At 59.7% G+C, this 17101-nt stretch carries 15 protein-coding genes; 8 read left to right on the top strand and 7 right to left on the bottom strand.

Features of this window, described 5'->3' with window-relative positions:
* Positions 1-227 precede the first annotated feature (227 nt).
* Complete coding sequence (locus tag AC1Q9F_RS01095) at positions 228-1682, top strand: MFS transporter (protein WP_492619266.1); 1455 nt, start codon at positions 228-230, stop codon at positions 1680-1682.
* A gap of 5 nt (positions 1683-1687) precedes the next feature.
* Here AC1Q9F_RS01095 and AC1Q9F_RS01090 read toward each other — a convergent pair whose 3' ends face one another.
* Both AC1Q9F_RS01090 and AC1Q9F_RS01085 read right to left on the bottom strand, forming a co-directional pair.
* Positions 1688-2539, bottom strand: a complete 852-nt coding sequence (locus AC1Q9F_RS01090) for a LysR family transcriptional regulator (RefSeq protein WP_492619267.1) — start codon at positions 2537-2539, stop codon at positions 1688-1690.
* A 277-nt stretch (positions 2540-2816) separates the two neighbouring features.
* Positions 2817-3356 (bottom strand): GNAT family N-acetyltransferase, encoded by a 540-nt coding sequence (locus tag AC1Q9F_RS01085; RefSeq protein WP_492619268.1) that lies wholly within the window; start codon positions 3354-3356, stop codon positions 2817-2819.
* 475 nt (positions 3357-3831) lie between these two features.
* Here AC1Q9F_RS01085 and AC1Q9F_RS01080 point away from each other — a divergent pair, with 475 nt between their 5' ends.
* Positions 3832-4194: a DUF6124 family protein gene (locus tag AC1Q9F_RS01080; protein WP_085690553.1), complete on the top strand. Its 363-nt coding sequence runs from the start codon at positions 3832-3834 to the stop codon at positions 4192-4194.
* Positions 4195-4879: 685 nt separating this feature from the next.
* Here AC1Q9F_RS01080 and AC1Q9F_RS01075 read toward each other — a convergent pair.
* Together AC1Q9F_RS01075 and AC1Q9F_RS01070 are read right to left on the bottom strand one after the other, a co-directional pair.
* Complete coding sequence (locus AC1Q9F_RS01075) at positions 4880-5350, bottom strand: hypothetical protein (RefSeq protein WP_492619269.1); 471 nt, start codon at positions 5348-5350, stop codon at positions 4880-4882.
* Positions 5351-5463: 113 nt separating this feature from the next.
* Positions 5464-6996, bottom strand: a complete 1533-nt coding sequence (locus tag AC1Q9F_RS01070; RefSeq protein ID WP_492619270.1) for a hypothetical protein — start codon at positions 6994-6996, stop codon at positions 5464-5466.
* Positions 6997-7256: 260 nt separating this feature from the next.
* On the opposite strand from AC1Q9F_RS01070, the gene AC1Q9F_RS01065 reads away from it, so the two are divergent.
* The 6 genes from AC1Q9F_RS01065 (at position 7257) to arsH (ending at position 11356) form a co-directional block, all read left to right on the top strand.
* The gene (locus AC1Q9F_RS01065) at positions 7257-7724 is read left to right on the top strand and encodes a metallophosphoesterase family protein (RefSeq protein WP_207985998.1); all 468 of its coding nucleotides are present in this window, start codon (positions 7257-7259) and stop codon (positions 7722-7724) included.
* Positions 7725-7768: 44 nt separating this feature from the next.
* Positions 7769-8389 carry a LysE family translocator gene (locus tag AC1Q9F_RS01060; protein WP_492619271.1) on the top strand — a complete coding sequence of 207 codons (621 nt, stop codon included), beginning with the start codon at positions 7769-7771 and terminating at the stop codon, positions 8387-8389.
* 116 nt (positions 8390-8505) lie between these two features.
* Positions 8506-8853 carry a metalloregulator ArsR/SmtB family transcription factor gene (locus AC1Q9F_RS01055; RefSeq protein ID WP_011333823.1) on the top strand — a complete coding sequence of 116 codons (348 nt, stop codon included), beginning with the start codon at positions 8506-8508 and terminating at the stop codon, positions 8851-8853.
* Positions 8854-8875: 22 nt separating this feature from the next.
* Complete coding sequence (locus tag AC1Q9F_RS01050) at positions 8876-10159, top strand: arsenic transporter (RefSeq protein WP_492619272.1); 1284 nt, start codon at positions 8876-8878, stop codon at positions 10157-10159.
* A gap of 25 nt (positions 10160-10184) precedes the next feature.
* Positions 10185-10655 (top strand): arsenate reductase ArsC, encoded by a 471-nt coding sequence (locus AC1Q9F_RS01045; RefSeq protein WP_492619273.1) that lies wholly within the window; start codon positions 10185-10187, stop codon positions 10653-10655.
* 11 nt (positions 10656-10666) lie between these two features.
* Positions 10667-11356 carry an arsenical resistance protein ArsH gene (arsH, locus tag AC1Q9F_RS01040; RefSeq protein WP_492619274.1) on the top strand — a complete coding sequence of 230 codons (690 nt, stop codon included), beginning with the start codon at positions 10667-10669 and terminating at the stop codon, positions 11354-11356.
* Positions 11357-11420: 64 nt separating this feature from the next.
* Here arsH and AC1Q9F_RS01035 read toward each other — a convergent pair whose 3' ends face one another.
* Genes AC1Q9F_RS01035 through AC1Q9F_RS01025 form a run of 3 tightly spaced genes read right to left on the bottom strand, consistent with a single transcriptional unit; the run spans position 11421 to position 17088 of the window.
* Positions 11421-14591, bottom strand: coding sequence for an efflux RND transporter permease subunit (locus tag AC1Q9F_RS01035; RefSeq protein ID WP_492619275.1), 3171 nt, complete (start codon positions 14589-14591; stop codon positions 11421-11423).
* The gene (locus AC1Q9F_RS01030; RefSeq protein ID WP_492619276.1) at positions 14588-15835 is read right to left on the bottom strand and encodes an efflux RND transporter periplasmic adaptor subunit; all 1248 of its coding nucleotides are present in this window, start codon (positions 15833-15835) and stop codon (positions 14588-14590) included. Before AC1Q9F_RS01030 ends, AC1Q9F_RS01035 begins: the two co-directional genes overlap by 4 nt.
* Positions 15832-17088 carry a TolC family protein gene (locus AC1Q9F_RS01025; RefSeq protein WP_492619277.1) on the bottom strand — a complete coding sequence of 419 codons (1257 nt, stop codon included), beginning with the start codon at positions 17086-17088 and terminating at the stop codon, positions 15832-15834. The genes AC1Q9F_RS01030 and AC1Q9F_RS01025 overlap by 4 nt, the downstream gene beginning before the upstream one ends.
* Positions 17089-17101: the final 13 nt, after the last annotated feature.

The following is a 17101-nucleotide window of genomic DNA, read 5'->3' as shown; positions in this document are numbered from 1 at the left end:
GACTCCTCGGTCGTTGATAAAGGGGGTCGTCTGAAACGACCTTGCTCATGGTGAGCGTCATCGGAGCAGAGCGGCACTGACAGGAATGAACATTGATCGTGCAGTTTTGTAAGGCGAAAACGCAGGACTGATTCCCTAAATTGGGACCCCATGACTTAGTCCGAGCGGGCGCGAAGCCTTGCCTTTCACTAGTCGTCAAACCTGAGTTTCCTTACAGGATGCCTGTCATGTCTCGAATCGAAATCGAAGTGTCCGAACCCCGGCGCTGGTTGATGTTTGCCATATTGCTCGTCGGTGCGTTTCTACCGCCCCTGGATTTTTTTATCGTCAACGTCGCGCTGCCCTCGATACAGGACGACTTGGGGACAGGTTCCTCTGCCGAGCAGCTGGTGATTTCTTTTTATGCGACGCTCTATGCCGTGACGCTGATTACCGGCGGGCGACTCGGCGACCTGTACGGTCGCGGGCGGATGTTCTTCCTTGGCCTGCTGGGTTTTGCCGCCGCGTCAATGATGTGTGGCCTGGCAGGTTCGCCGTGGCCCCTCATCCTCGGCCGAGCCTTGCAGGGGGTGACCGCCGCCGTAATGGCTCCTCAGGCGCTCGCATCGGTGCAGGCGATTTTTCCTGCGTCGGAAAGACCATTGGCATTGAGCCTGTACGGAGCCGTGTTCGGGTTGGCATCCGTGATCGGTCAGGCATTGGGCGGCTTTCTGATTGAAGTCGACGTGTTGGGCATGGGGTGGCGGGCGATTTTTCTCGTTAATCTGCCGATTGCATTGTTGGTAATTACGTTCGGCATCCCGGTTCTTAAAGAAACCCGTGCGCAGCAGGCAAGCAAGCTGGATCTGGTGGGCACAGCGTTGTCGATGCTGACCCTGACCGCTCTGGTCGTGCCGTTGATTGAAGGTCGCGAGGCAGGATGGCCGTTGTGGGCATGGCTTTCATTGGCCGCCAGCCCTGTGCTGGCGGTGTTGTTCTGGCGCTACGAGAACCGATTGCACCGAGCCGGAGGGACTCCCATCCTCGCCCCGGCCGTACTGAAAGCGCCGGGCCTGGGGCGAGCGCTACTGGTCGCGCTTTGCTTCTATTCAATCGGTGTGTTTTTTCTGATGTTTTCGATGTACCTGCAAGGCGCGCTGCATATGACTGCGCTGCATGCCGGGCTGATTTTCCTGCCGTTCGGCGCGGGATTTCTGCTCGGTCCCCTGTCGGTCCCTCTACTCAGACGCATCCTCGGGGGCTACGTGAACCCCATAGGCATGGGACTGGAGGTTTTCGGATTGCTATGGCTGGGCTGGCTCGTGTCAGTGACGCCGACCACCCTCGCCCCGTCCTTCACATCACTCACGACCATCCTGTTCCTGATTGGTCTGGGACAAGGGCTGGGCCTGCCGACGTTGATGCGCATGGTCACGGGACGGGTCGCGCCGGCGTATGCCGGAATGATCGCAGGCATCACCAGCGCAACGCTGCAAATCAGCACATCGCTGAGCGTCGCGCTGATTGGCGGTGTCTTTTATACCTTGCTGGGGGAACCGGCTACGGCGGTCAGCATCGCTTACGCGTTCACTATCGCTGTACTGTGCATCGCCGTCTGTCTGGCCGTGGGGGCAGCGATAAGCCTGACGTTAGCGCGCCAGCCAGCGCAGATACCGGAGGCATCGACTGTCCGTTTGACCTGAGGAGCCTAGCCCGCGCCGATCATGCTGGAAGCGAGGTCGGCCAACGCACGCAACCGGTCCATCTGGCGCATGTCCTGGTGATAACCCATCCAGATGTCGCGCCCGGGCGGTGGCTCGTCCTCATCCAGCAGTCGCAGTCCTGATATGGAATCGCCGAGGACGCGGGGCAATACGGCAACGCCAAGCCCCTTCGCGCACATCTGCGCCTGGACTGTACGGCTGCTGCTGGTGAACACTGTGCGGGCCCGCGGATACCGCTGCTGCAACCATTGCACGTCGGGGTAATGAGCCTGGGCCACGTTCATGAGGATGAGCCCCAGGCCTTCACCGTCCGGCTGCGGCGCCGGAGCATGCAAAGCGGCGTAGAGTCCGTAAGACAGGGTTGTCAGCTTGCGGTGGACGATGTCGGGTTCGGTGAAAGGCACGATCCGGAAGGCGATGTCGGCATCCCGGCGAGCGAGGTCGAACAGCCGATGCCCGGCGATGACTTCGGGAACGATCAACGGATACCGTTGCACCAGTTCGCTCAGGATCGGCGCCAACACATGGCAGGCGAACCAGTCGGCCGAGGATATGCGCAACAGGCCTTCCGGCTGATCGCCATGACCTGCCAGACGACGCTCGATGGCCAGGGCGCTGTGTTCCATGTCCTGCGCCAGACTGAGAATCCTCTCGCCAACATCCGTGAGCACCAGCCCTTGAGCCGTCCGCAGGAAAAAGGCTTGCCCGCTGGTTTGCTCAAGCACCTGCAGGCGTCGCCCGACGGTCGGGTGACTGCCCCCCAAATGCCTGGCGGCACCTCCCAACGAGCCGCTGCGGGCAATTGCCAGGAAGACCCGCATGTCACTCCAGTCCATGCCCTCGTCCCATACAAAAAATGAACGATGAGGTTGCAACAATGGCCGTCCCGCAGCAATACCCGTGAGCCATGTGCTTTGAGGCCATCAACAACGTCGGAGCGGATCGCTCTACTTGCCTTGGGCATCCACCACTTCGATTCGGAAAAAGGGGATAGAGGAAAAAATGGAAAAAATGGACTGATTTATTTCTCGATTTACTTCTCATATTTCTCAGAAAATAAATCAGTCCCCTTTTCTGCTTCTTTTCTGAATGGGCGAAATGGCTGCCTTGGATTCAATCGGTTGACCCAGCCCATTGAGTTCTTTTGAGCCCGTAGCACTGACACAGGGCTGGCACAGCAGAGAGTTGCAACTCGGCGTCATACAAGTGCGTCGCACCGATCTTCAACGCAGCTTTTTGTGAGCGAATGTTTGTAGGCGCGATATGGAAATACACAGTGTCGTACGCCTTGAAGGCATGCGCCAGCATCAGATCCTTCAACTCGCGATTGGCATCACCGCCCCACTTCGCCCGCACCAGAAAGGTGTAGCCGATGGCGATACTCTCCGGCAGGTCGGGCGGCACGTAGAAGCTCGACATCCCGACAATCTGCCCGGACTCGCTATCGGTGATGGTGAGCGCTTTGGCGGTGGCCAATCGAGCGGCGAAATACGCCTCGAACACGGGCCGTTCATGCCGATCACTGGCGGGATGACCGGCCCAGATGCCTGGGTCATTGGCGGCGAGAAACATGCCCTCGAAATCATTGTCGGTCAGCGGTCGGAGCTTTAACGTGTTCCCGGACAAAACGGGTTGCCAGTTGAAGTCGTGCACGGTGGTGGTGTCCTTTCCGGAGGGCTTGGGGATGCAGCCAGTCTATGGCAGCAGAGCGCCGTGGAAAGATCCAATACGATGGTTATTGAAGGAGCCATCGGAGGTTGTTTAAGGGTTTTGGCCTTTGCTGTTTAAAGACACGCAGCGTTACTTCCTCAAGGCTACAACGCCTTGCGTCATTGCCTACGACTACGCCAGAATCCGCCGGCTTGTGCGTCTGGGACGCGGGTTCTATCGTTTCCGGGTCACTGAAAAACAGTGATGGGGTTTGGTAGCCCGCTTCGTTCTAGACTCATGGCGTCACCGTGTGCAGCCCTTTCTCAGGGCTCGGATTTCATGGTGGTCATGCGTGGGGCTCATTCGTGGGCGCCGGGTTCTAGTGCGACCGGTCTACCAACCCGCGTATGGCCGCCACCCAACGTTTGGTAGCGAAGGGTGATGGTTCCTTTTGGTAATCGCGCTAGAGGATTCATCCATGTTCAAACCAACACCCAACCCACCAGAAACCGACCCGGTCTCCCCCTACAAATTCCCCGACTCCCGAACCCTCAACGAAGCCGCCGAACGGGCTCTCGATCACTACCTCACCCCACAGCAACGCATCATGGGTAGCCACCATAAACACGACCCCATGTATCTGGCTAACCCGGCCTACAACACCGAATCCTTATTGGCCAACGCCAGCGAATCATTGGGATCGGCGAGTGAAATGCTTAATAACTTTGCTGCCACGCTGGAGCCCGCCCATCGCAAGACCGCGATCGGGATTGCGCAGTTGGTGATGTTGAGTGAATTGGCGGTTAATCAGGCGTTGGATCATGTTGAGGTGAAGAGCTAAACCCTAGCCCTCTTTGGTGACCGGCTAGTTCGGAACGACAGAGGGAATGAGCGTTGGCCGAAGCTGCCATGGTGAATGGCAGCTTTCGGCCAAAAGCAGTCGGTGGACAGACTACGGGCAAATAGATTGTGTCCTGCTACCCTCTTTATCGTAGTCGGGCTTGCCGTCATCCCTATCGCGTTATCCCTCGATAGATCTCGCGCTTACCACGATATGGCATGTCAACTAATGAAGGAGTGTCAGGATAGCGCCATGAAAGTTCGATGCCCTAGCTGCGGTCATATCGCAGACAAGCTTCCCCAAAGCCTTAGGTGTCCTGAATGCGACGATTTTTCCCACGACTGGCTGATTTATGATTGGGAAAGCTTTGCTTCAATGAAGCGTCGACATATCAGATACAACTTATTCATTATCGGCACGACTCTAATTAATTTACTTTTGGCGATCACCTTGAAATCAACAATTGCGTTTCAATGGTTGTTCACTCTGTTATTTATCCCAGCCATCATCAGTTTGTTTTATTGTCGAAAACAGCTAGATAGTGAATCGAAGTATGAGGGGCATAGAGGCAGTGCTTTGCTTTTCTGGCTTTTCGGTTTCGGGGGTATCTAAAGCGGCTAACAGATCGAATCAAAAAAGGGACTGATTTATTTCTCGAAAATAAATCAGTCCCTTTTTCTTTTTTCTAGGCCTCACTTTCCGCCTCCACATGGACGACTTCTTGCCTTGACTCCGTTGGCCCCGGCTGCAGGACTTTCCAGTTATCCTCGTGAATTTTAACCTTAAAATTCATCGATTTCTGACTCATGGTTAGAGTTCGTTTTCCTCCCACTCTCTGTTGATTTGGTGCAGAAAGAAGAGCATCAAGCTCTTCATGTTCAAACACGAAAAACCGACTTCGGGGATTTAGCCTGTCAAGCAGAACAACGACAAGGTAATCGAATCCACCTGCAAAACTTCCGTTGACCGCTTGTTGTTTTGGCCAATCGATTGTTTTGACTTGAACACGCTTCGTGCTTTCGTTCGTGACGACTACGAGGTCCCATCCCTTTTGAGTTTCCCCATGAGCCAGATAGGCCTCAATGTTCCTTTTCAACAGTTCTCCAAGAACAAGGTATTCACCGATTGCAGCAGAGACTGAGCGGTTGTTATTCATAAGAGTTGCCTATGCCTATACTTTTGCCATAGCGGTAGTTGTCGAATAAAAGCGGACTGATTTATTCCGTAGTGTCAAAAACATCAGACCAACAAGTTTATCGACCTGATAAATCAGTTCCCCGTCGCCCCTTTCAACCGCACCATCCCCAAAATTGCCTCGCTCAGGCTGGTCGCGCCCTTGTTGCTTTGGGTCAGAACCACATCCACCCTCGTTCCGTCACGTTTGGCTATCGTCAGCTTTTTATTCATCAGACCGCTGATGCTAACGTCGGCGATATCAGCAAGTGCCACGCGATGAGACTCCTTGAATTGCAGGTGCACATAGACGTATTCAAGATCAACCAGTACGCCCTTGTCGCCAGAGCCGAACACGGTTTCGTCAAAGTAGAAAGCCACTTTGTCCTTGGCAATGTTCAACGCGTTTTTGGATTCAAATGTCAAAATCTTCTTCGCCGGCAAGTCCGGCGCCACGTAGAACTTGTGGTCGGCATTGGACCTGAAACCTTGGGTGGCGGTCGCCACGTTCAACCCGCTGATACTGTGCGTTGCTGCGTCTGGTAGTGCGGCTGTAACACCAGACGGCGAGTTTGCCTGAGTTTCGCGCGCCACGATTTTCTCGATCACTCGCTCACAGTGTTCGTCGAAACGTTCATAACAGATGAATTGCGCATAGCGCTCGATAGCGGGGCGACTGGCATTGAAACTTTCAACTGTGCTGAGGTCACTCTGGCGCAATTGTTCCTGGATCAGCGCTTGTTTTTCCTTGAGCAGCCCGCCCATACCGAAGTACTCCACGACACCGTCCAGCCGCCCTTGATCACCGCCGAACTTGCGCAGCAGGATCGGGTAGATCCGTTCGTTGTAGGGATAAGCACTGATCGCCTTGATCGCCGACGGAAGCACGGCATCATCGGGGATCAGGCCTTTTTCAATATTTTCGGTGATCGCCTGGGACTTTCTGATCTCGTCCTTCGAGTAGGAATGCAACTTTCCGGGCGAATCGGCATTGATTGCATCAAGCGTCGCCAAATAGGCTGCATTGACGATATTGCTGGCACCGTCCGCGAAAGCTTTGACCGTTGCCGGACTCTTGAAAATCTCATCCTTCTTGAACGAGTCGCCGAGTGCGCTGACCCCTTTGGCCATCAGGTTGAATACACCATGACCAATGTTGGACATCAGGTTTTTCGCGTCGGCATCGTACACCGCCTTCTCTGTACCGTAGCCGACCCATTGGCGGCGCCCACGGCGTCGATTGGTGCGATGCGCATCCAGCTCGGCAGAGCGCTCGACGATGGCCTCGTATTGCTCGGCCAATACGCCGAAGTCTTCATCCCATGAATCGTAGCGCTGCATGAACGCGTCATAGAAGCGTTCTTCGTCGATATCGTAGATCCCGTGGGCCACGGTGAGTTTGATACTTTGACCTATCGCCTGGGAGCGGATCTCATGTGCCAGATCGTCGCCGTCTTCATAGAGACTATCCAGGTTGGAAAACAGGTCGTAGAAGCCGGCATTGATTTTCCGCGACCACGTCGAGGCAATCGTCGAGAATGCTTGTCTGACCAGGTTTGTATCAAGCTTGCTCTGTGGTGTTTCGAGGGCGTGGCCGTAGAGTTCAATCTTCTGAATGCTGGCATCCATTGCGTGTCACCGTTCCAGGGTCGCGGGGAGAAGTAGAGGTATAGCGCAGCCTTAGTAAAAAAATGGCACAAGGCCACTGCATACTACCTGCATTAATTTTCGTTTTCGACAGCGACTAAAGTCGCTATAGGCCTGCCCCGTGACAGTGGATGCCAGTGAGCTGGCTACTGAGCACTGAAGAGCAACCTGGAGACATCTGCAACAGCCACTTTTGGCCAAAAGTAGCCGCTCCGACCCGAACCACCAACGGTGAGCCCCCCATGAAAACCGCCCTAATCTCCGACACCCACAACCTCCTCCGCCCCGAAGCCCTCGCCGCGCTCCAGGGCTGTGATCAGATCATCCACGCCGGCGACATCGGCAATCCGGACATCCTCGCCCAACTGGCCAAAATTGCCCCCGTCCACGCCGTGCGCGGCAACAACGACCTCAACAGCCCGTGCGCCGAAAACCTGCCCGACCTCCTGACCTTCACCCTCAACGGCTGGCCAACCCTCCTCGTCCACGACATCGCCGACGTCCCCGCCGATCTCGATCCGGGCATCAAGCTCATCATCACCGGTCACTCCCACAAACCCCGCATCGAATGGCGCGGTGACCGTCTCTACGTAAACCCCGGCAGCGCCGGCCCTCGGCGTTTCAAGTTGCCGGTCACGCTGGCGATCCTCGATATACAACCCGATCGCATCGAACCGCGCCTGATCTCCCTGCTGGATCCCCCCGCCTGAAACCGCTACCGTTCCCTCCATCCAGAACAGGGAACCCACGCGCCATGTCCATCGCCGACAACCTTCTCGCCTTCACCCTCGCCGCCACGTTGCTGACTCTGACGCCCGGTCTCGACACCGCGCTGGTGCTGCGCACCGCCACCGTCGAAGGCAAGCAGCAGGCCTTGCGCGCGGCGTTGGGGATCAATGCTGGTTGCCTGTTGTGGGGTGCGGCGGTGGCGTTTGGGTTGGGGGCGTTGATTGCGGTGTCGGAGCTGGCCTACAACCTGTTGAAGTATTGCGGCGCGGCGTATCTGTCGTGGCTGGGGTTGAACATGCTGCTGCGCCCTCGCCGCTCGCTGTCACCGGCCGAGGCCGACGGCAAGCCGGGGGCGAACTGGTTTTTCAAGGGAATGCTGGGGAATGTGCTGAATCCGAAGATCGGGATTTTCTACGTGTCGTTTCTGCCGCAGTTCATTCCGCAAGGTCAGCCGCTGGTGCCGTGGACATTCGGGCTGGTGAGCATTCACGTGGTGCTCGGGCTGATCTGGTCGCTGGTGTTGATTGGCGCGACGCAGCCGCTGTCCAGTTTTCTGCGCCGGGAGAAGGTAATTCGCTGGATGGATCGCACCACCGGGATGATTTTCGTGTTGTTTGCCGCGCGGTTGGCGTTCAGCAAGCGTTGAGGCGCCTGCGCTAAACACACCTTCGGTCGAGAGCTGCCACTTCATCAAAAGAAGACTTGCCCAATACATATGGATATCCGTATATTCGGACAACCATATGTACTGAAGGCATCGTCATGCTCAACCCCGCCTCCGTTTTCAAATGCCTCGCCGACGAAACCCGCGCCCGGGCCACGCTGCTGATCACCCGTGAAGGTGAGCTGTGTGTCTGTGAACTGGTCTGCGCGCTGGACGACAGTCAGCCAAAAATCTCCCGCCATCTCGCGCAACTGCGCACCTGCGGGCTGTTGCTGGATCGCCGTCAGGGCCAGTGGGTTTATTACCGGCTCAACCCTGATTTGCCGGCATGGATTCGCACGCTGCTTGAAACCACGCTCGCTGCCAACACCGTCTGGTTGGAAGAAAACAGCGCGCGGCTGGCGGCCATGGGCGATCGCCCGCTCAACACCTCCGCTTGCTGCTAAGCCTCAGGCTTTCGGGATTCCCATGTTTTTTTCTTTTGCCATTTTTCTGTTCACCATCGTGCTGGTCATCTGGCAGCCGAAGGGGCTGGGTGTCGGCTGGAGTGCGACGCTCGGCGCGGTGCTGGCGTTGCTGAGCGGGGTTGTGACCCTGGGCGATATTCCCACGGTGTGGGGCATTGTCTGGAACGCGACCGCGACGTTCATTGCCGTCATCATCATTAGCCTGTTGCTCGACGAAGCCGGTTTTTTCCAGTGGGCCGCGTTGCACGTCGCCCGTTGGGCAAAGGGCGATGGCCGGCGTCTGTTCGCCTTTACGGTGTTGTTGGGCGCGGCCGTTTCTGCGCTGTTTGCCAACGATGGCGCGGCGCTGATTCTGACGCCGATTGTGATTTCGATACTGCTCGCCCTGCGCTTCTCGGCGGCTTCCACCTTGGCGTTCGTCATGGCGGCCGGCTTCATTGCCGATACCGCAAGCCTGCCGCTGGTGGTGTCCAACCTGGTCAACATCGTTTCCGCCGATTATTTCGGCCTGGGCTTCAGCGAATACGCCTCGGTGATGGTGCCGGTCAACGCGGTTGCTGTGGCCTCCACTCTGGGGGTGCTGTACTGGTTTTTCCGGCGTGACATACCCACACATTACTCACTGGATGACTTGCAGGATCCGCGACTGGCCATCCGCGACGAGCTGACTTTCCGTGTCGGCTGGATCGTCTTGGGGCTGCTCCTGATCGGTCTGTTCGCCCTAGAACCGCTGGGCATTCCGATCAGTGCGATTGCTGCAGTCTGCGCCGCATTGCTGTTCGCGGTAGCGGCGCGGGGTCATGTGATTTCGACCCGGCGTGTACTGCGCGAAGCCCCTTGGCAGATCGTGATTTTTTCGCTCGGCATGTACCTGGTGGTGTACGGGCTGAAGAACGCCGGGCTGACGGGCTATCTGGCGGCGGCACTGAATTATCTGGCCGGCACCGGGCTCTGGGGCGCGGCGCTGGGCACGGGTTTTCTGACCGCCCTGCTGTCGTCCGCGATGAATAACATGCCGACGGTGTTGGTGGGCGCGTTGTCGATCCAGGCCAGTGATGCCGTCGGCGTGATACGCGAGGCGATGATTTACGCCAACGTCATCGGCTCCGACCTGGGCCCGAAAATCACCCCCATCGGCAGTCTGGCGACGCTGCTCTGGCTGCACGTGCTGGAGCGCAAGGGGATCCGCATCACCTGGGGTTATTACTTCAAGACCGGCGTGGTTCTGACCTTGCCGATTCTGTTCATCACCTTGTCTGCCCTGGCCCTGCGCCTGAGCGTTTAACGCCTGTCTGGAAAGAGGAATCATCATGCGCGTTCTATTCATGTGCACCGCCAACAGCTGCCGAAGCATTCTGTCGGAGGCGATGTTCAACCATCTGGCGCCGGCCGGTTTCGAAGCAGTCAGCGCCGGCAGTTTCCCCAAGGGCCAGGTGCTGCCGCGCAGCCTGACCACGTTGCAGGCGGCCGGTATTTCCATCGCCGGGTTGAGCAGCAAGGGCAACGAGGCCTTCGAAGACAACCCGCCGGACATCGTCATCACCGTGTGCGACAAGGCCGCCGGTGAAGCCTGTCCCGTGTATTTCGGCCCGGCGCTGAAAGCCCATTGGGGGCTGGAAGACCCGTCGGACGTGGTCGGCGATGAACGCACCATCGACGCAGCTTTCCACGCCACCCTCGCCCAAATCGAAACCCGCTGCCGGGCCTTCCTCGCCCTGCCCTTCGCCCAACTTGACCGTGATGCCCTCAAGCGCGAGCTCGACCGCATCAGCACGCTGTAACCGGAGCCAACATGACCGACCTGCCCAACCTCGATCCCTCACTGGTTCAAACAACCACGCGTGACGAAGGCGCGCACAAGCCGCGCATCCTGTTGCTGTACGGCTCGCCCCGTCCGCGCTCCTTCAGCCGTTTGCTGGTCGAAGAAGCCGCACGGTTGCTGGAGCACTTCGGTGCCGAGACGCGAATCTTCAATCCTTCGGGTCTGCCGCTGCCGGACGATGCGCCGGGCGATCACCCGAAAGTCCAGGAACTGCTCGAGCTGATGCAATGGTCCGAAGGCCAGGTCTGGTGCTCACCGGAACGTCACGGCGCGATGTCGGCGGTGTTCAAGGCGCAGATCGACTGGGTGCCGCTGGCCCTCGGCGCGGTGCGTCCCACTCAGGGCAAAACCCTGGCGGTGATGCAGGTCTGTGGCGGTTCGCAATCCTTCAACGTGGTCAATCAACTGCGCGTGCTGGGCCGCTGGATGCGCATGTTCACCATCCCCAATCAGTCGTCGGTGCCCAAGGCTTATCTGGAATTCGACGAAGGCAACCGCATGAAACCCTCGGCGCTGTATGACCGGGTGGTGGACGTGATGGAAGAATTGGTGAAATTCACGCTGTTGCTGCGTGATCGCCCGGACCTGGTGGATCGTTATTCCGAGCGCAAGGAGTCGGCGGAGGAATTGATGCAGCGGGTCAATCAGCGGTCGATCTGATGACCAAACCCCACAATAAAAAAACCGGTGCGAACGTTCGCACCGGTTTTTTTTCGTCACCGGGTTACGGCTGGATGGAAGCACCATCGCTTTCAAGTGACTTGTTTTCAGCGGGCAACTGCCGACGGCGCATCAGGCGATACGCCGCCGGAATGACAAACAGGGACAACAGCGGCGCCGTGACCATGCCGCCCACCATGGGCGCGGCGATGCGGCTCATGACTTCGCTGCCGGTGCCGCTGCCCAGCAGAATCGGCAACAGGCCGGCGATGATCACGGCTACGGTCATCGCCTTGGGGCGCACACGTTGCACGGCGCCTTCGCGAATCGCCGCGATCAGCCCGCGTTCGGAGTGGTCGCCGAGGCCTTCGCGCTCGGCCCAGGCGTTTTTCAGGTAGAGCAGCATGATCACGCCGAATTCGGCCGAAACCCCCGCCAATGCAATGAACCCGACCCCGGTCGCAACCGACAGGTTGTAGCCCAGCAGATACAGGAACCACGCACCGCCGCTCAACGCGAACGGCAACGTGGCCATGATCAGCAGCGCCTCGTCGAAGCGAGCGAACGTCAGGTAGAGCAGCACGAAGATGATCAGCAACGTCGCCGGCACTACCAGTTTCAGCCGCGCGTTGGCCCGCTCCAGAAACTCGAACTGCCCCGAATAGCTCAGGCTCATGCCGGGCTGCAACTTCACCTGTTCGCTGACCGCGCGACGCAGATCGGCCACCACCGAAGCGATATCCCGCCCCCGCACGTCGATGTACACCCAACCGGACGGCCGGGCATTCTCGCTCTTGAGCATCGGCGGGCCGTCCGTGACCTTGATCTTCGCCAGCATGCCAAGGGTGATCTGGCTGCCGGAAGGCGTGTAGATCGGCAATTGCTCCAGCGCGCCGGGCGAATCACGCCACTCTCGTGGATAACGGATGTTGATCGGAAACCGCGCCAGCCCCTCGATGGTTTCCCCGACGTTTTCCCCGCCAATGGCACCGGCCACGATGGATTGCACATCGCTGATGTTCAGCCCGTAGCGGCCGGCGGCGTTGCGGTCGATATCCACGTCGATGTAGCGGCCACCGGTCAGGCGCTCGGCCAATGCCGAACTGACGCCGGGCACACCTTTGGCCACCCGCTCGACAGCCTGGGTCGCGGCGTCGATCTGCGCCAGATCGTTGCCGGCGGCCTTCACGCCGATCGGGCTTTTGATCCCGGTGGCGAGCATGTCGATGCGGTTGCGAATCGGCGGAATCCAAATGTTGGTCAGGCCCGGCACCCGCACCACGCGATCCAGTTCTTCCACGAGTTTTTCCGGGGTCATGCCCGGGCGCCATTGATCGTGGGGCTTGAACTGGATGGTGGTTTCGAACATCTCCAGCGGCGCCGGGTCGGTAGCGGTTTCCGCGCGGCCAGCCTTGCCGAACACGTGCTCGACCTCGGGCACGGTCTTGATCAGCCGATCGGTCTGCTGCAACAGCTGCGCGGCCTTTTGCGCCGACAAACCCGGCAAGGCCGAAGGCATGTACAGCAGATCACCCTCGTCCAGCGACGGGAGAAATTCACCACCGAGCCGCGAAATCGGCCAGGCCGCGCTGACAAACACCAACAGTGCCACCAGCAAAGTGAACTTCGGCCGGCGCAACACCGCATCCAGCGCCGGCTGGTAGATCCGGATCAGCCAGCGGTTGAGCGGATTGCGTCGCTCATCCGGAATTTGCCCACGGATCCAGTAGCCCATCAGCACCGGCACCAGCGTCACCGAAAGTCCCGCTGCCGCCGCCATGGCGTAGGTCTTGGTAAACGCCAGCGGGCCGAACAGCCGCCCTTCCTGGGCCTGCAAGGTAAAAACCGGAATGAACGACAGCGTGATGATCAGCAGGCAGAAAAACAGCGCCGGCCCCACCTCCGCCGCCGCGTCGGTCACCACCTGCCAATGACGCTCGCCTTTGAGCGCCTGCCCCGGATTGGCCGCGTGCCACGCCTCGATTTTCTTGTGGGCGTTTTCGATCATCACCACCGCCGCATCGACCATCGCACCAATGGCGATGGCGATCCCGCCCAGCGACATGATGTTGGCGTTCAAGCCCTGATAACGCATCACGATGAAGGCGATCAACACGCCCACCGGCAGCGAAATGATCGCCACCAGCGAAGAGCGCAAGTGCCAGAGGAAGATCCCGCAGACCAGCGCGACGACGATGAACTCTTCCAGCAGTTTGTGGCTGAGGTTTTCCACGGCCCGATCGATCAGCTTGCTGCGATCGTAGGTGGTGACGATCTCCACGCCGGGCGGCAGGCTGCTTTTCATGTCATCGAGTTTGGCCTTGACCGCCGCAATGGTCTCGCGGGCGTTCTTGCCGCTGCGCAGGATCACCACGCCGCCGACGGTTTCGCCCTGGCCGTCCAGCTCGGTGATGCCCCGGCGCATTTCCGGCCCGGTCTGAACCGTTGCGACATCGCCCAGGGTCACCGGCACCCCGCCAGCACCGAGTTTGAGCGGGATCGCCCGAAAATCATCAAGCGTCTTCAAATAGCCGGAAGCACGCACGATGAATTCGGTTTCGGCCATTTCCAGCACGGCGCCACCGGTTTCCTGATTGGTCTTGCCGATGGCTTCGCGCACCTGCGCCAGGGTGATGCCGAGGCTGGCCAGCCGCACCGGATCGGGCTGCACCTGATACTGCTTGACCATGCCGCCGACGGTAGCGACCTCGGCGACGTTGGGCAGGGTCTTGAGTTCGAACTTGAGGAACCAGTCCTGCAACGCCCGAAGCTGCGCCAGATCATGCCCGCCGCTGCGATCCACCAACGCGTATTGATAGATCCAGCCAACGCCGGTGGCATCCGGGCCCAACGCCGGTTTGGCACTGGCCGGCAGGCGACTCTGGATCTGACTCAGGTATTCCAGCACCCGCGAGCGCGCCCAGTATTGATCGGTGCCGTCCTCGAACAGCACGTAAACGAAGCTGTCACCGAAGAACGAATAACCGCGTACGGTTTTCGCCCCCGGCACCGAGAGCATGGTGGTGGTCAGCGGATAGGTCACCTGATTCTCGACAATCTGCGGCGCCTGTCCGGGGTACGGCGTGCGGATGATCACCTGCACATCGGACAGATCCGGCAGCGCATCGATCGGCGTGCTCTGCACCGACCACATGCCCCACCCCGTGACAAACAACGTCGCCAGCAGCACCAGAAAACGGTTGGCGACGGACCAGCGAATCAGCGCGGCGATCATGGCTGGCTCCCCGAAACGTTCCCGCCCGTTTCAAGCGGCTCGGCGACGATGCCCTTGAGACTGGCCTCGGAATCGAGCAGAAACTGGCCGGAGGTCACGACGTTCTGCCCTTCTGCCAGGCCTTGGAGGATCACCGTTCTGCCGTCGCTTTCCTGGCCGAGCCGCACCTCCACCGGGCGATAGTGCCCCGCGTCTTCGGCGAGCATGACCAAGGCGCGCTTGCCGGTGCGGATGACGGCTTCACTCGGCACCCACAGATTGTCTTGCCCGGTCGATCGGTTCAGCCGCACTTGCGCCGTCATCCCCGGCCGCAATCGGCCATCGGCATTCGCCAGCTCCACCCGCACGCGCAGGGTGCGGCTGTCCGGGTTGGTGTCCGGCAGAATCGCGCTGACCGTTCCGTTGAATACTCTGCCGGGAAAGGCCGGCAGGCGCGCTTCAACGGCATGCCCCACGGCAACTGAACCGGTCTCCGATTCCGGCACCGCCACGGCAAGCCAGACACTGTTCAGCCCGTTGACCCGCGCCAGAGTTTCACCGCTCGCCACGGTCATGCCCGCCCGCACGTCGAGTTCTTGCAGTACACCACCCAAAGGGCTGGTGACCGTCAGTTCGGGCTGCACCTTGCCGCTTCGCTCCACTTGAGCGATCAAGCTTGCTGGCATCCCGGTCAGACCCAACCGCTGGCGCGCTGCCGCGATCAGGTCGGCATCGCCGCTGCGCCTGAGCGCCAGAAACTCGCTCTGGGCCGCCGTCCATTCCGGCACGAGAATGTCAGCCAACGCCGCGCCAGCCGTGAGCACATCCCCCGGCGCACGGGCGTAGACCCGCTCGACAAACCCGTTGGTGCGCGCCTGGATCACCGCGACATCGCGCTCGTTGAACGCCAGCACACCGCTCACATCGAGGCTCGAGGTGAAGGCGCCGCGACTGACCGGCGCCACACGCAGACCGAGGTTCTGACTCAACCCTGGATCAATGCTGACGGTCGCACTGCCCTCCCCGCCGCTGGCGTATCGCGGCACCAGTTGCATGTCCATGAAGGGTGATTTGCCCGGCTTGTCGAACTTCTGCTGCGGGTACATCGGGTCGTACCAGTACAAGGCCTTGGGCTCGGTGCTCGGCGCCGGAGCTGCAGCCGTTCCACCATTCATTCGTTGATAGGCCAATCCGTAACCGCCACCCACACCCACCGCCAGCGCGAGGCCGGCCAGCCACACACCGTTCCATTGTTTAAGGTTCACAGGCTGGTCTCCCCATAAGCGAAATGCAGGCGCGCAGCGGTCAGCGCGCGCTGTTCTTCCATGTCGATCTGTTTGAGGCGGGCCTCGATGAGTTCGCGGCGGGCGCTGACCACCGCATTCAAATCGCCCTGGCCGGCGCGATAACTGGCCAGGCTCAGATCGACTTTCTCTCTGGCCAGCGGCACCAGGCTTTGCTCAGTGCGGAGCACCGCCCGATCGAGGCGCTGGTAGTCGGCCAACTGGTTCTCAAGCTGCTCAGTGTGCTCGCGGGACAGGGCTTCGCGCTCGGCTTGCAGCTGGCTGAGTTCGGCCTGTCTGGCGGCGATTTTCGGGTTCTGCCGCGTCTCGGGAAACAGCGGCAGATCCCAGGAAAACTGCACGCTGACCATGTCGCCAAACTCCCGACCCCGGTGCTGGTAATCCACTTCCCAGCTCCAGTCGGACTTTTTCTCCGACACCGCCTCTTGCACCCTGGCCTGGGCTTCGCGGGTCGTGGGGGCGAAAGCGGCCAGCTCGGGGTGGTGTTGCAGTTGATGATTGAAAGTTGAGGCATCGACCGGCCACACGGGCAAACCGCCTTCGGGCTTGTCGTTGGCGGCGGCGCCGATCCAGCGTTTGAGCGCGGCTCGCGCCTGGGTGCGCTCGAGGGTCAGGTTGTCCTGTTGCTCGGCGAGTCGGGCCGCTTCCTGCTTCGGCGTCACCGCATCCGCAGGTTGCGCGCGGCCACCGGCAATCTGCGCCCGGACGGTCTCGCTCAGCAGACGGTTTTCCTTGAACAAGTCCTGGAACAACGCCTCTTTGCGCTCGACCGAATAGCCGCTGATCCAAGCCAGCGCCGTCGCCTGACGCACCTTCAAACGCTCGACCCTGCGCTCGGCCGCCGCGCGCTCAACGGCTGCGTCGGCAACTTTGATACGCGCCTTGCGCTTGTCTGCGTTGGGCATCTCCTGCCGGTAACCGACCATTTGCATGGTCATGAAGTCCTGATCGACGCTCCAGCGATCCGGGCCGCCCACGGGGTAGTTCTGCAGTCCGAGCACCAGTTTGGGATCGGGTAATTCGCCCGCCGGAATGGCCGCGCTGCTGGCGACCTGGATTTTCTGATCCTGTGCGGTCAGCGACGGCGCATTGTTTTCGGCCAGCCGCAGCGCTTGATCGAGCGTCAGCGCGGCGGCCAAACCCGGCCACGCGAGCACGCTTGCCGCAAGGCCGGCCACCAGAGGCCAACCCGTGCAATTGCACTTGAATGTCATGTTTACGATTCCT

It is taken from the genome of Pseudomonas sp. GW823-FHT04A03 (assembly GCF_058796615.1).
Note: the sequence above shows the minus strand (reverse complement) of the source record. Positions and strands in the feature narration are given on the sequence as shown.